The sequence below is a fragment of the Gilliamella sp. ESL1225 genome, assembly GCF_058502635.1.
Genome location: NZ_CP196358.1, coordinates 1,982,782 through 1,998,364 on the forward strand (window position 1 = coordinate 1,982,782; position 15,583 = coordinate 1,998,364).

Annotated in this window: 15 protein-coding genes; 2 read left to right on the forward strand and 13 right to left on the reverse strand. The window is 32.3% G+C overall.

The window, feature by feature from the left end:
• Positions 1–4 precede the first annotated feature (4 nt).
• The 9 genes from ACSYSW_RS09060 to sohB form a co-directional block, all read right to left on the reverse strand.
• Positions 5–700 (reverse strand): phosphoglycolate phosphatase, encoded by a 696-nt coding sequence (locus ACSYSW_RS09060; protein ID WP_491705364.1) that lies wholly within the window; start codon positions 698–700, stop codon positions 5–7.
• Positions 693–1,370, reverse strand: coding sequence for a ribulose-phosphate 3-epimerase (rpe, locus tag ACSYSW_RS09065; protein WP_491705363.1), 678 nt, complete (start codon positions 1,368–1,370; stop codon positions 693–695). Before rpe ends, ACSYSW_RS09060 begins: the two co-directional genes overlap by 8 nt.
• A gap of 53 nt (positions 1,371–1,423) precedes the next feature.
• Entirely contained in the window at positions 1,424–2,245 is an 822-nt protein-coding gene (locus ACSYSW_RS09070) for a Dam family site-specific DNA-(adenine-N6)-methyltransferase (RefSeq protein WP_491705362.1), read from the reverse strand.
• A 49-nt stretch (positions 2,246–2,294) separates the two neighbouring features.
• On the reverse strand, positions 2,295–3,161 hold the full coding sequence (locus ACSYSW_RS09075) for an SPOR domain-containing protein (RefSeq protein WP_491705361.1): 867 nt from the start codon (positions 3,159–3,161) through the stop codon (positions 2,295–2,297).
• Positions 3,162–3,212: 51 nt separating this feature from the next.
• Positions 3,213–3,734, reverse strand: coding sequence for a shikimate kinase AroK (gene aroK / locus ACSYSW_RS09080; RefSeq protein WP_491705360.1), 522 nt, complete (start codon positions 3,732–3,734; stop codon positions 3,213–3,215).
• 414 nt (positions 3,735–4,148) lie between these two features.
• Positions 4,149–5,111 (reverse strand): arabinose-5-phosphate isomerase GutQ, encoded by a 963-nt coding sequence (gene gutQ / locus ACSYSW_RS09085; protein WP_491705359.1) that lies wholly within the window; start codon positions 5,109–5,111, stop codon positions 4,149–4,151.
• Between the two features lie 235 nt (positions 5,112–5,346).
• Entirely contained in the window at positions 5,347–5,964 is a 618-nt protein-coding gene (locus tag ACSYSW_RS09090; RefSeq protein ID WP_491705358.1) for a LysE family translocator, read from the reverse strand.
• 16 nt (positions 5,965–5,980) lie between these two features.
• Positions 5,981–7,420 (reverse strand): LTA synthase family protein, encoded by a 1,440-nt coding sequence (locus tag ACSYSW_RS09095; protein ID WP_491705357.1) that lies wholly within the window; start codon positions 7,418–7,420, stop codon positions 5,981–5,983.
• Positions 7,421–7,495: 75 nt separating this feature from the next.
• Positions 7,496–8,527: a protease SohB gene (gene sohB, locus ACSYSW_RS09100; protein ID WP_491705356.1), complete on the reverse strand. Its 1,032-nt coding sequence runs from the start codon at positions 8,525–8,527 to the stop codon at positions 7,496–7,498.
• A 150-nt stretch (positions 8,528–8,677) separates the two neighbouring features.
• Between sohB and ACSYSW_RS09105 the strand changes: the two genes are divergently transcribed.
• Together ACSYSW_RS09105 and ACSYSW_RS09110 are read left to right on the forward strand one after the other, a co-directional pair.
• Complete coding sequence (locus ACSYSW_RS09105) at positions 8,678–10,378, forward strand: formate--tetrahydrofolate ligase (RefSeq protein WP_491705355.1); 1,701 nt, start codon at positions 8,678–8,680, stop codon at positions 10,376–10,378.
• A complete protein-coding gene (locus tag ACSYSW_RS09110; RefSeq protein WP_491705354.1) occupies positions 10,378–10,788 on the forward strand; it encodes an RnfABCDGE type electron transport complex subunit B in 411 nt (136 codons plus the stop codon). The genes ACSYSW_RS09105 and ACSYSW_RS09110 overlap by 1 nt, the downstream gene beginning before the upstream one ends.
• 63 nt (positions 10,789–10,851) lie before the next feature.
• Here ACSYSW_RS09110 and ACSYSW_RS09115 read toward each other — a convergent pair whose 3' ends face one another.
• The 4 genes from ACSYSW_RS09115 to ACSYSW_RS09130 all read right to left on the reverse strand — a co-directional run bounded on the left by ACSYSW_RS09115 (position 10,852) and on the right by ACSYSW_RS09130 (position 15,483).
• A complete protein-coding gene (locus tag ACSYSW_RS09115; RefSeq protein ID WP_491705353.1) occupies positions 10,852–11,685 on the reverse strand; it encodes a DNA adenine methylase in 834 nt (277 codons plus the stop codon).
• A 26-nt stretch (positions 11,686–11,711) separates the two neighbouring features.
• Positions 11,712–13,406: an AAA family ATPase gene (locus ACSYSW_RS09120; protein WP_491705352.1), complete on the reverse strand. Its 1,695-nt coding sequence runs from the start codon at positions 13,404–13,406 to the stop codon at positions 11,712–11,714.
• 137 nt (positions 13,407–13,543) lie between these two features.
• A complete protein-coding gene (locus ACSYSW_RS09125) occupies positions 13,544–14,458 on the reverse strand; it encodes a hypothetical protein (RefSeq protein WP_491705351.1) in 915 nt (304 codons plus the stop codon).
• 116 nt (positions 14,459–14,574) lie between these two features.
• Positions 14,575–15,483 (reverse strand): restriction endonuclease, encoded by a 909-nt coding sequence (locus ACSYSW_RS09130; protein ID WP_491705350.1) that lies wholly within the window; start codon positions 15,481–15,483, stop codon positions 14,575–14,577.
• Between the last annotated feature and the right edge of the window lie 100 nt (positions 15,484–15,583).

Here is a 15,583-nt window from a genome sequence, read left to right on the forward strand (position 1 = left end):
CTCATTATTTTTTTGCTTCAGCTTTAGGCTGAGGTAAAACAGTTAAAATTTGGCTAAAATCATCCGTGATGTAATCAGGGTGACTATTTGCAATCGGAATACCATAATTATAACCATAAGATAAAGCTATAGTTGGGCAATTGGCATTTTGTGCCGCAAGAATATCATTTTTAGAATCTCCGACAAATAATAGTTGGTCAGCAAAAAGACCTAACGTTGCCATTACTTGATATAAAGGCGCTGGATGCGGTTTTAATTTCAAAACATCTCCGCCACCTAAAATAATCGTAAAGTACTCTTTAATCCCTAAAGAGGTTAAAAGTGCGGGTAAAAAATGTGCAGGTTTGTTGGTCACCAATGCCAAAGGATAACCATTTTCATGTAGTTTTTTTAACGTTTCTTTGACATGAGGAAAAAGTTTCGTTTCACTATCAATCACTTCATCATAAAATTGATTAAACAATTGATGAGCATGGCTTAATTGTGCCGATGATAATTGACTTTTTGTAGCTTGAAATACGCGTTCTAATAAAATATTAATCCCATTGCCAACCCAATTTTTTATTTGTTCTTCTGTTACGGTAGGCAGATTTAACTCAGCTAACATGCGCTTTGTTGCAACAGTTAAACCAGGTACGCTGTCAACTAATGTGCCATCTAAATCAAATGCAATGGCTTGAATATCATTAAATTTATGCAATTTTAACTCCTGTAAGTTGCTGTCTCATGGCCTCGATGACCGTTTTATAATTAGGTTGACCAAATATGGCAGATCCGGCGACAAACATATCTGCCCCGGCTTTCGCAATCTCTGCAATATTATCAACTTTAACGCCACCATCAATTTCAAGGCGGATATTATATCCTGATTGAATAATACGCTGTTTTGCTTGTTGCAATTTAATAAGCGTCGAGGGAATAAAAGATTGTCCACCAAATCCAGGATTAACACTCATTAATAAGATAATATCTATCTTATCCATAATATAATCCAAATAATTTAAAGGTGTTGTTGGATTAAAAACAACGCCAGCAGTACATCCATGATCTCGAATTAATTGTAAAGATCGGTCAAGATGAATTGTCGCTTCAGGATGAATCGAAATATGACTGGCACCCGCTTTAGCAAAGGAAACAATCAAATCCTCAACAGGTGATACCATTAAATGAACATCAATAGGGGCTTTGATCCCATAGTCACGTAATGCTTTGCAAAACATTGCACCCATCGTTAGATTTGGCACAAAGTGATTATCCATGACATCAAAATGAATAACATCAGCGCCGGCATCAAGAACATTTTGCGCCTCTTCACCTAAACGTGCAAAATCTGCTGATAGAATCGACGGCGCTATCAGGAATTCTTTCATAATTAACCTTTTATTTTTTAGCGAAAACCTATCATCAGTGTACATCAATAAACTTAAGATTTTTTATATAAAGCTAAAATTTCTTCTGTTTTTTTTCGACCGTTGCTTGCACAACTAATAGAACGCCTCATATGCGCATAAAAAAGATGACTCGCATTTTGATAGAGTTCACGCGTTAAATGCGTTGCATGATTTGAAATTAAAACAGCAATATTCCTATCTTCCGCGATTCTTTTAGCTAAGTTTGCTAAATCTTGATGCTCTGTAAAACCAAAGCGATTGGAATAATATGCTGTGAAACTTTGTGTATCATTGGATGATAGATACGGAGGATCACAGTAAATCACATCACCAGGTTTTGCATGCATCATAGTTTCTTGATAGGTTTTACAAACAAATTGCGCCTTTTGCGCCTTTTCGGCAAAAAAATATAATTCTTTTTCCGGGAAATAAATTTTGCTATAACGACCAAACGGAACATTAAATTCACCGCTATTGTTATAACGACAAAGGCCATTATAACAATGACGATTCAAATACACGAATAACAATGAACGTTGATATTCATCATGACTACGATTAAATTTATTACGTAATTCATAAAATGCATCAACTTGATTATTTTGATGTGTAAATAGCAATTTTAAATCATTAATAAAACTATCTGGTTTAGATTTCAGTAAATTAAATAAAGCGATTAAATCGTGATTAATATCTGATAATAGATAATTGTCATAATGAGAATTTAAAAAAACTGAGCCTGCGCCGACAAAAGGCTCTACTAATTGATTTCCTTCTGGTAAGCATTCCTTTATTTTTTCGACAAGTTCATATTTCCCCCCAGCCCATTTTAAAAAGGCTCGCTGCTTACTCAAGATACACTCCTATTTATTTGATGAATCAGATAATTAAACGATATAATAATTATTTAACTGACTTTTCCTTATTAATTGTCAATCCTGATTTTACCCACGGTTTATTTTTTTGTATATCAAGAGGTAAGGCTTTAATACTATTTTTTGCCTCAGTTAATGAAGCATAATTCCCTTGAATTAAAATATACCAATCTTTACCATCATGTTTAGTTTTGTAAATTTGTGTATGAGTTAAACGATGTTGTTTTACAAATTTTTTTAAGTTTTCTTCAGATGAAGAAGCACTCAATTGAATAACATAATGATTATTAGCTATTTTTTCAGGTGATTTTTTTTCCGTTTTAGAAGACTGAACTTTTTCGTAAACTGGTTTATTACCATTAAAAGCGCTTTCTTCATTTAATGAGGCATTAATAGGTGGTTTTGCTGTGATTGCTTCATCACTAACATTGCCATTAAGATTAGGAGATGATTCCACTTTAGCATTTTGAACAGCGATCGAATTATCAGCATGAACGGTTTCTACAGCAGTAACCATATCGGTTTCGTTAACTTCATTTCTTGATTCATGAGATAGCTGCGCTATCTCATCGGTTGGGCGGTCATTCTCTATATGTGAACTTTCAAGATTAATACTATTATTATTTAGATTCGTTTCTGATTCATCGTTTGTATTATTCTCATTTTTATCATCCACACTTGCTGTGACAGGTGGGGTCAATAATTTAGGCTCATTATGACGATTTGAACGAAAAATCATTAAACTAAGCGATAATAAAATAATAAAGAAAATAAGAAAAAATATTATAATCTTTGTTTTCGACAAGCCTAATAGAAAATCAAACCAACTAGATTGCTGCGTATAGTCTGCTTGATTTTGTTCTGAAACATAACGATCATCTTTATCTACACGCATATGCGCTCCTTATCTATATCAAAGAGTTTAAGTTAAGAAAGACATACCCAATTAAATTTCTTCTATTTTATCGATAATATAACCGGCAACACCTTTAGCACTTTGCTCATCAGTTTTAATCGTAATATCGGCTATTTCTTCATAAAGCGGTTCTCGCTCACCCGCTAACTCTTCATAAAGTTCACGCGGTGTGTCATTACCTTGTAATAAAGGACGGCGTTTGTCTTTTTGTGTTCTAGCCATTTGCTTTTCGATAGTTGTTTCTAAGTAAACAACAATTCCGCGAGCTGATAAGCGATTACGTGTTTCTTTAGATAAAACCGAACCACCGCCAGTGGCTAAGACAACACCTTGCCTTTCAGTTAATTCATTAATGACTTTTTCTTCTCTAGCTCTAAATCCATCTTCACCTTCTAAATCAAAAATCCAAGCGATGTCTGCACCTGTCCGTTTTTCGATTTCTTGATCAGAATCAAAAAATTCCATACCAAGTAGTTGTGCGATTTGCCGTCCAATTGTACTTTTTCCAGCCCCCATTGGGCCAATTAGAAAGATATTTCGTTTTTCTGCCATTGTAGTTTCATCATCTATTTATTTTGGTTAAAAATATATAACACAATTCTATTTATCTTTTTTATTCTCTACGTTTCTTGCTATGTTGTTTAAAGATTCATCGATTTAACAAATAAAAAAGAATCTTTGCAAGGAATAATCTAAAAAAACATTGAGACAAACATTCACTTAGCTATATTAAAGTTGAAGCTGATTACTCAATTTAATTAATAAAAAATTATATGTATTTAATAATTCCTTTTTAAAATCATTAAGTAACAAAAATTTTTATATCTTAATTCTAAATTAGCTATAGAGATTAATGAATTTGAAGAACGTGTAACTGTTTTGATCTCCGTCTAACGACAAAAATTTAGGTCGGTAATTATCTCAATTAATCGACCCTTTTTGCAATAGGTATTTACGAATACTTTTTTATCTAATACCGGCTTCATGTAAATCATGGATGTTTAAGGCTCCGACTAATTCTCCCTCATTATTAACAACAGGAGCGGCTGTAATATTTTGTTCATTAAATGCGTTTAGTGCTTCTACCGCTTTCCATTTGTCAGGAATTTGATAACCCGGGCTTGTCATAACATCAATAATTGGGTCGTTAAGTGTGCCATTTTTTAATAACAAACGACGTAAATCACCATCTGTAAAAACACCTAAAATATCATTATTCTTATCACAAACAATCACTAAACCAACACCGGTTCGGCTAAGTTCTAACATCGCATCAAATACGGTTGCTTTATTGGATACTTTCGGGATTAAATCCCCTTTACGCATAACGTCTTTAACACGATTTAAAAGTTTTGCACCTAAATTACCAGCGGGGTGTGAACGGGCAAAATCTTCTACTTGAAATCCTCTTGCTCGCATTACTGAAATAGCCAATGCATCACCCATTAATAAGGTATTAGTTGAGCTTGCTGTTGGAGCAAGTCCCATGGGGCAAGCTTCTCTTTCAATCGAAATATCAAGAACTGCCTCAGCGGCAAAAGCTAATGAAGACTCTTTATCACCCGTAATAGCAATAATTGGTACATTTATTTCATTTAAAATAGGAATGATTAGCGAAAACTCTTTTGCTCGACCTGAATAGGAAATTAAAATAACCGCGTCATTTTCCGTAATCATACCAATATCGCCATGTAATGCTTCTGACGGGTGCATAAAAAAAGCAGGGCTGCCTGTACTGGCTAATGATGCAGCAATTTTTTTACCAATATGCCCAGATTTACCCATCCCAGAAACGATAATTTTACCTTTTGTCGCTAAGATTATTTGACAAGCTTTACTAAAATTAGCATCTAAACGAGAGGGTAATTTTTGTGCTTCATTTAATTCTAAATCAAGTAGCTCACGACCATATTGTATAAATTTATCCATGTAGGTTAACCTGTTTAATAAAAAGTAAACGTCATTTAAGGGGTAATTAGCTTATATAAAAAGCAGTCTTGCCTTAAAAAATTACGCAATGATTTAGTTTATCAAGCTAAATCATATTATTCAAAATATGAAATCAACAAAATTTATTATCAATATGCAATTTAAAATGATGTATTTGGATTAATGAATCATTTTGTATTTACTCATACACATCAATTATAAATTAATAAACACATTAAAACGCAATTTTGATTCCTAATAAAATCAATACAATACCTAATAATTTATCAATTAGATTTTGTGATTTAAAATAATATTTCTGTATAAAACGAGATTGAAAAACAAAAACCACCATCGGCCACCAAATGCATGTTTCAATTAGAATGATTAACGCAACAAGTAATTTGTCGTTTAAAGAAGAATGTTCATTCAATACTTGCGTAAATATAGCTAAAAAGAATAATGTCGCCTTAGGATTAAGTAAATTACATAAAAATCCTTGTAAAAAAGCCGTTTTATACGATATTGTTTGTTTAGTTTTGTGCTCTGCTAAATCAAAGTTTGCTGTGTTTTTAATCCTTAATGCTTTAATTCCCAAATAAATTAAATAAAAAGCACCAACATAACGCAATAAATTATATAGCCAAGGTGTAGCTTTAATTAATATCGCGACTCCCGCAACACAATAACTCATATGTATCGTTACTGCTAAAATAACACCTAAACAAGTCATTAAAGCAATTTTTCGCGAATAACATAAACTATTTTTCAGAACCATAAAAAAATCGGGTCCGGGTGAAATTATGCCAAGACAACCAATAGTTGCAACTAAAAGCACTATTTCCATATTCATAATTTAAAAATTTCCTTTAATGTATTTCGGCGGAACGATTTACCGTTGCTATCGACGTTTTATGTTGAGAGATAAATGTTTTTTTATCTTTATTTTCATCCATTAAATAATCCGATAGAAATTTAGCATTAGTTGTCACGTTTGCACCATTTAATATTAGGCGAGGTAAATCAATTTGATAAATCGTTTGCTGCGGTGATTTTTGTAAATCCGCAGTTGTCGCATTGGTTAATAAATATAATTTACGTTCTTGCTTTGAAAGCTCGCGTAAAGTTGTCGTTCCTGATCCCATCATCAGATGATCTGGAAAGATATAAAAAACGGTATTTTCAAGTAAACCTTCTTTTTTTAGTGTATCAATAAATTGACCAACGTGATAATCCAATGAGGCGGCAACGAATTCCATATTATTGTTTTTAGGACTGATTACAGGTTCCATTCGTTTATCATAAAAACCATTAGGAGCATGGGTCGATAATGTCGATACAAATAAAGCAAACGGTTTATTATCTTTCTTTAATGAATGAATTTGCTCGGTAGCAAGTTCAAAAATATCTTTATCATATAAACCAAATGGTGACATCGGATAGGCTTTTTGACTGTTTTTTTCAGAAATAATGTTAGCACCAAGTAAATGTGCAATATGTCCAAAATTTGCAAAATCCGGGCTAGTCATGACATAGCGTGTTTGGTAACCTGCTTTTTTTAATATATCTGGCAAACTAACAAGCTCTGTCGCTTTTGTTTCTTTGAGTGGTGAAGTTTGCCAACCGCCAATTAAAAAAGGCATGCCTGTCATATAAGTGTACATTGAAGCCGTCGTCCAACTACTCCCAAGGCTCATTGGCATATTGCCAAAAAAAGTATATTCACTAGCAAGTTTATTTAAATTTGGCGTTATACCCTCAAAAGATAAAAATCCTTGTTCAAACGATTCTAATGATAAAACAACAATATTTTTACCTCTTTGACTTGTTAACTGGCTTTTAGAAGGATAATCTTTTATTGCTATCTCAGCTAACGCCGTTTGAAAATCCAGTCTCTTACCCTGCGCTATTTGGTAAATTTCAAATAATTTATGTAATGGACCATTAGGATAACTTATTGAGATAATAGCAATAATTGCAATGATGAGGCGCAACGATAATTTGCATTGACGTTTTACAATACCAGCTAATTTTGCCAAAATAATAACTAAAAGACAAAAAACAGCGATAACTAATATCGCCTGTAGAGTAAAAATAAATAATCCTTCGATAATATCATTAATATTCAAATTAACATAAAATTGATAATCGATAAAGCCACCACTAAAATAAATGGCAACTAGCTGCATAACAATAAAAATTGTCATCAAAATAATAACAATATATTGCCATTTTTTTTGCTTAAAGAAAGAAGCAACAACTAAGGTGATAATGACAAGCGGTAATATAATTAAGGTCGATAAAGGCATAAAATTTGATTCACACAATAAACAGCAGACTATGGTTAAAAGAGGCACTTTATTATATAAAGTGCCTTATCTGAATTAAAGATGAGTGTGTCTTAAGAATAACCGTTCAACACCTTTTACGACGTTTTTAGCAATTTTTTCAGAAATTTTTTGTTTTTTCTGATAGCCAACACTAATTATTTTATGCGTATCTAAATGCGATAAAATAAAATCATCACTCGTGCTAATTTCATCAACTAAGCCTTTATCTTTTGCTTGCGTTGCAAACCAATGTTCACCTGTCGCAACTTCATCAATATTAATATTTGGTCGATACTCTTTTACAAAATCTTTGAATAATACTAGCGTTTCTTCAAGTTCTTGCTTGAACTTTTCACGCCCTTCATTGGTATTCTCGCCAAACATCGTTAATGTACGCTTATATTTGCCCGCCGTTTGTAATTCAACATCAATATCATGTTTTTCAAGTAAGCGGTGGAAATTTGGGATTTGAGCCACAACACCTATCGAACCGACAATCGCAAAAGGAGCTGCTACAATTTTGTTAGCTGTACAAGCCATCATATATCCCCCGCTTGCAGCGACTTTATCAACAACAGCAGTAAATTCGATATTACGTTCTCTAAAACGTAATAATTGCGATGCGGCAAGCCCATAACCATAAACAACTCCGCCAGGGCTTTCTAGATTGATAACGACTTTATCATTAGGGTTAATAATCGCTAAGACCGCCGTAATTTCTTGACGCAATTCTTCAACTTCATGCGCATCCATACTACCATTAAATGATAATACGAAAAGTTTTGCCTTCATTGGCTCTGTTTGTTTATTGCTCTTTGCTAATGTTTTTTGTTTTTTCTTATCTTGTTTCTTTTGTTTTTTTAACGCTTTAAGATAGTTCTTAGCTTCTATCGAATCCATGCTAGACATTAACATCTTTTCTTTTAATTGTTTATACTCTTCGCTAAGATCTTTAATTGATAAACGACCCTGTGAGTTTGATGATTTACGCCTTTGACTTAATATAAAAATTAAAACAAATAATATGGCTAATACAACTGTTGTTGTTTCAGCTAAAAAAAGGGAATATTCTGAAAACCAATTCATCTTATAATTATCCTCGCAATAAATAAGCACTCCATAATAACAAATTTTATTTATTTTATCTAAATACACGAAACATAAAATTTGTTCCTTTATTCAACAATCTAATTTCTTTATACTAATTATCTTATTTATTCTCGTCAGGAAGCCAAGATGTCATTAAAACCAATAACTGAAATTGCCGAAGCTTGCCATATTCCAGAACAATTTATTCTTCCTTATGGAAGATATGTCGCCAAAATTGATTTAGCTATTATCAAAGCAAATAAACAAAAACCTCGTGGAAAATTGATTCTTGTCTCTGCAATTACACCCACTCCCCTAGGTGAAGGAAAAACGGTCAACACAATAGGTTTAAGTGAAGGGTTAAATTACTTAGGCAAAAGCGCGATAGCCTGTATTCGTCAACCTAGTTTAGGCCCTGTTTTTGGCGTTAAAGGGGGGGCTGCCGGCGGTGGACAAGCTGAAGTTGTGCCAATGGAAACATTAAATCTTCATCTGACTGGAGATATTCATGCCATTACTGCCGCGCATGATTTAGCCTCAGCAGCTTTAGATGCACGCCTTTATCATGAACAACAACTAGGAGAAGGTTTTACGCAACAAACAGGATTATCACGTTTAAATATTGATGCTAATCGTATCGTTTGGAAACGTGTTATGGATCATAATGATCGTGCATTGCGTAATATCCAAGTCGGTGTCGGCAATGGTGCTAATGGCGTAGAACGATCTGATGGATTTGAAATAACGGCAGCGTCGGAATTAATGGCCATTTTAGCTTTAGCATCAGATTTACATGATATGCGCGATCGAATTGGACGAATTATTTTAGCTTATAATACCGAAGGTGAACCTATAACGACCGAACAACTCGAAGTTGCTGGCGCCATGACAGCGCTATTAAAAAATGCCATTAATCCGAATTTAATGCAAACAGTCGAAAATACCCCTGTCTTAATTCATGCCGGTCCATTTGCCAATATTGCACATGGTAATTCCTCTGTTATTGCTGATCGTATTGCGTTACAACTGGCTGATTATGTCGTTACAGAAGCTGGATTTGGATCTGATATGGGGATGGAGAAGTTTTTTAATATCAAATATCGTCAAGCCGGTATTGAACCTTCTTGTATCGTACTTGTTGCAACGATTCGCAGTTTAAAAGCCAATAGTGGTAAATATAATATTAAACCAGGGCAATCATTACCTAAAGAAATCACCGAGTCTAATCTTGAATTACTCGAAATAGGCGCCGCTAATTTAGCATGGCATATTAATAATGCCAAAAGTTATGGTTTACCTGTTATTGTTGCCATTAATCGCTTTCCGTATGATAGCGATGAAGAGCTCGCTTTTTTACAACATTACGCCGTTAAAAATGGTGCTTTTGCTTGCGAAGTGAGTGAAGTCTTTACGCAAGGCGGGAAAGGTGCTGAAAAATTAGCACAGCAAGTCATTTTAGCCTGTGAAACAAAACATGAAATAAAATTACCTTATTCAGATAACATGCCTTTGATTGAAAAGATTCAAACTATGGTCAAAAAATATGGCGCGAATAAAGCAAATTTATCAGAAACAGCGCTTGAAAATATCAAAGAAATTGAAAAACTAAAACTCGACTATCTACCCCTTTGTATCGCTAAAACACCTATGTCGATTAGTGCCGATGCAAATTTAAAAAACGTTCCGACTGATTTTGATGTTAATATTAGTCATCTAGCCATTTCGGCGGGCGCAGGATTTATCCGCGTTTATACCGGCAGTATCATGACTATGCCCGGTCTGGGTACCAATCCATCTTATCGAAACATTGATATTGATAAAGATGGCAATATAGTAGGATTAAGTTAATGCAACAAAATGTAGTACAAGAATACAAAGCTTTTATTGATGAAGAAAATTGTATAGGTTGTGGTAAATGCATTCGCGTTTGCCCAACCGATGCCATAGTTGGAAGTAAACAAGTTTTACATACAATATTGCCTGAATTATGCACTTCATGCAGTAATTGCATAAACACTTGCCCAACTGATTGCATTTCGCTAAGCACATTAGGGTTTGCATTAACGGCGCAACAAGCGTTAACCTTAACCGAAAAGAAACAGCAACGTTTAAATCAAAAACAAACTTATGTACCACCGACGATCTTTTTTCCAGATTCGATGCCAGCCAATAACACTCAACCCACTAGCTTATCTGAACGTAAGCAATCAGTGGCTGATGCAATTGCGAGGATGAAGGCGAAGCGAGCGAATAAATAAAATAAGATACCTATTGATGGTTAATCTTTTCCTAAATAAAGATTGTTTATATCAAAAAGAAAATTAAATATTAATAGGTATTTCTAAAGAATGACTATAAATGACGATTTCTGTTGCTTTCATTTTTAAATGAGCGCAATAATTTAAACTATATTCTTGTTGTCTATACGATTCATATATAGCTTTTATATTTTCATCATTATCATAAGATACAAGCCAATGACAATTAATCTCATCTAAAATTTGCCGAATTTGTAAATGGTCTTCATGACGATAAAAATTTCTATATAAACCTTGACCTTTTATATAATAAGGTGGATCTAAATATAAAAAAATATTTTTATCGTCTATTTTTTTAATTTTGTTTAATAAATTCAGCGCATCTTCATTTGTTACATGAATATTTTTTGCGTATTCGCCGATTTTTTCAATCTTTGCTGCCAATGAATCTTTATTAAACCTTGCATCAATTTTATAGTTTCCATCTTGATTTTTACCACCAATGACCCCTGCTTTTAAAATTCCTGAACGATTAGTTCTATTTAAAAAGAATGCAGCAAACCCTAATTCTAATATTGAATAATTTTTAAAATCAGAAAGTATTTTTTTTTGTTGATTCCAAATATCAACAGTTATAGGCGTATCATACATTAAGCGCAAAAAATCTTCTGTTTGATCAGTAATAGCTTTCCAAAATGAATAAATAGCAGGATCAGCATCATTAATATAAATATTCTTACAATAGCCATCAAGTAACAAAATTAAAGCAACGCCTGCTCCTCCTGCATATATTTCATAATAATCTGAATTATTAATATTGTTTTTTTCTATTATTGATTTTATATGAGGTGAAAATTTACTCTTACCACCTGGGTATCTTAAAGGAGTGTATAACATAAAATTATACTTTTCCTTTAACAGTATTATTTAAAATAACTATTAATAAATTCATTAGTTTTGCCATATTTTTTATTTAACATACAACTTATTTTCTCTTCAAATGTTTGTTGAAAATATGCTCTATCTTCATCTGTAAGCATTAGATAAAATGGATCATAATTTTTATTACTCATATAACTTTCTATTTCAGGATCCGTTATAAATTTCTTAAACAATTCTCGCATTTTACCTTCTTGTAGATTATTATTTTTAATTACTTCAACAATATCAATTTTACCGTTATTTTCGATTAAATTTAACTCTTTCAATATGTTTTTTACAGGATTAATGCGTAAAAACTGTTGCCTTCTTCTTCCAGTTTTTATCCAATACTCATCATTGGCAGGTAAATTATATAAAAATTCAAAAAATAATTGATCTGGCGCTTTATTTAAGGGTAAAAACACAATGTTTTCAATGCCTTTTGTCTTACTTTTTTTAACATCACCATCCAATACTATGATTGAAAATCGTTCAAAATAAGGGATTTTATGTTTTATTAATGATATATAATTATTACACCCCATATTCACATTTTTCATAATATTAATTGTTTTTTTTATTTTTTGAGATGTGATTATTCTAGAAAAAAATAATCTTGCTTCTTCATCTTCAAAATAAACATCAATTTTAGGCAGCTTTGTTTCAATATTGATTTTCGCTCTAACAAATAAATCAGAAACTATCTCAGACCAAGATATATTGTTTTTTTGTATCATTTCCTCTTGAGGTGCACATAAATAAATAATTTTATGGTTATTTTTATCTTTTAAAAAATGATTATATACATATTCAATAATAACGGGCGAATGAGTCGTCATAATAATTTGTAAATTCAAGTCTGTTGAATAATTATCTAAAACACCCATTAATTCTTCTTGTGCTGCAGGAAATAAAGCCGCATCGACTTCATCAATTAAAAGCAATCCCCCTTTATAATTTTCATATTCTGATTTTAATTTTGAAAAAGACATTAACGCTTGTATTATTTGACCAACGTTATCTTCCCCAACAGAGATGGATTGATGATCATAATTATAATCATGCGCAACTGCTGAGTTCAAATCGCCCTCAGTTGTCGTTATATTAGATTTCTTATATTCCTTACAAAGAATTATACTATTTAATCGTATAAATTCTTTTTTGTTTTTTTCGATATTAAAAAATTCACTATGGGTAGCTTCGTATTCATCTCTATTTGCTATTGGCGTTAATCTTTTTAGATTTAAGTAAATGACAGGATGAGTAAAGTTTCTTGATAATTTATCATCTCCAAGTTGCCAACGATTCACCATTCTATGATTCCTATCGTTATGACCTGTCATCGATAATTTACTAGTAATATCCTGTTGAAAATAACCATCATAGATCTCACATAACACATCCATTGAATCTTTAATATCAAACTTTTCTGATAATCTAAAATGATCGGAAAACTGAGATTTAAATAGTCTACCATCTATTGTCTTGTAATGAATAGCATTACCCATTTTTGGATTTGTTACATCATTATATTCGTTTTGAAAATTAAAAATTTGCGCGGCAATACCTAACACGGTAGATTTAGACATTCCATTTTGTCCGCAAATAATATTAATTCTGTTTGAAAATTCGAATTCAATTTCTTTTAATTTCCTAAACGACCGCACCTTTATTTTTTTTAGCTTTGTTATTGACATCTAATCACCCATTATCTATTTTTGCGATTTTATTGTTTTTAAAATATCAAATATAGTTTACTTAAATAATATGAAATCATTAATTTTTTTATTAGTAAAATACATTATTCGGTTTATCATGTAGCTATAGTGTTTTTTCATTTAAATTCAGGATAAATGATATGACCAATAATAGAACAAATAAGTCTCTGATCATTTAAATGAAAAATATTAAAATTTATTTGATCCTGTTCGCCAATAAAAAAGATCCAGGCTTTATCTTCTTTACTGGCTTGTTTAGCCTCTTCTTGAGCAGTTGCAAGCTCATTCAATAGCATTGTTTTTTTAACCTTAGACCATTTAGACCAATCTACATTAATTTGATAATTATGCATAAGTCTCTTATCAATCCAAATTCCTTCATTCAATGGTATAATCAATAAGTCATCATTGTAATTAATTCTTGTCCATTGCAATGAAGAATAAAAAATTTTATTTTCGTCGTATTTTCTAATCTCATTATTAGCTAACTTTTTGAAAATTTTACAATAATTATCTCCAACGATCCCTGGGATATTTAAGGACATATTACGATCATAAGGAAAGTTGATAAATGCTCGGCATATTGGACGAATTGTATTAGCTGGTCGCCTAGATTTTTTATTAGCATCACCATTTAGTTCTTTGTTCTTATCACTTGAATTTCCTGATATATATACTCTTTCATTATTAGAACCTGCTAGTTCGCCAACATGTTTTCTTTCGTTGATAAGAACTAAACTTGAAGGAGATAATCCGGGGGAAGTTTCTAGCCTATATTTAATACTCCTTTTTTTCCCTAATCCCTGATTAACAACGTTCTCTTCTGCGTCTGCATCACAATTTTTAGCATGAGATTGATTTGGATACTTCGAAAAATTTGGGCGCATTTTATTTTCTTTTCGCCATGAACGAGGTGCCATATCAATACCACATCCCCAACATTCATAGCCTTTTGGATCAAGATTGTCTAACATCCATAACATCTCAGCCTCAACAATTTCTTTTGTCAATTTATCATGAGCAGATTCCATATTTTCTCCTATTTTATATTTAATAATCTTTGTTTTAGATATTACTTGAAAAAATTTAGAAAGTTATATTCATTCATTCGATTTATTGGTCATGATATAACCAATTATCAGATAAATTAGGTATCCTCAAAATAATCACTATCAATTTGCTTTATTTCATAAGCCTGCCTTGTTGAAACACCCACATTGTGATCAATCATTAACTCTGCCAACTGGCTACCGTTAATTAGAATGATTTTTACATCTAAGTGTTTTACATAGTCAATTGCTTCACAGCTGAAATCAGAAGTTGTAATAAACACGCCTTTTTTTGCTTTTTCACCTTGTAGGGCGCCTGCAAATTTTTGTACTTCAGGTCGCCCAACAGTACCTTGCCACTTTTTAGCTTGTAAATAAATCATATCAAGACCTAGTTTATCTTCACGAATTATCCCATCAATGCCACCATCTTTAGTTATGCGTGTTGCTTCCCCAGCTTCACGACGAGAGCCGCCATAACCTAAAGCTAGCATAAAATCTACAACTAACCGTTCAAAAAATTTAGGTGAACAGATTTTAATAGAACTAAGTAATTCTATAGCAAGCGCGTCTCGAATGCTTTGATAGGATATTTCCATTAGTTCTGTTGGCGTGCTTTCAGATTCAATCTCAGTTTGCTGTGTTTTGTTCGAATTGAAACAAGATGATTGCTTAAATGATAAAAATTCAGGAATTTGCATTAAGTCTTCATTAGTTAAACGTGTCGGCTTGTTTTGTAAAAACTTTAATCCTAAATCACTTATTTGCCAAATACCTCTTATAGAATTATTAACCAACCCAGCCTTTTTTAAATAGGTTTTAGCCCAACCAATTCGATTTTCTATAACAGGTTGATTACCATTAGGAAGTAGTTGGTTTATCTCATCAGGCGTTAAGTTAAATAGACGAATCAAGTGATTATATGTTTGCCTTGTAGTGTGAGTTTTTCCATCAGATAACCATTCTAATAATGGCAGCATAAGCGTTTGATAATCTGGAATAGTCATTTCTTTCTCCTTAATATAATGCATTGTATTTTTATATTTATCGCAATTTTTTTATGTAAGTTCTAACTAATTAACTTCAATATATTCATAAAAAGAATAT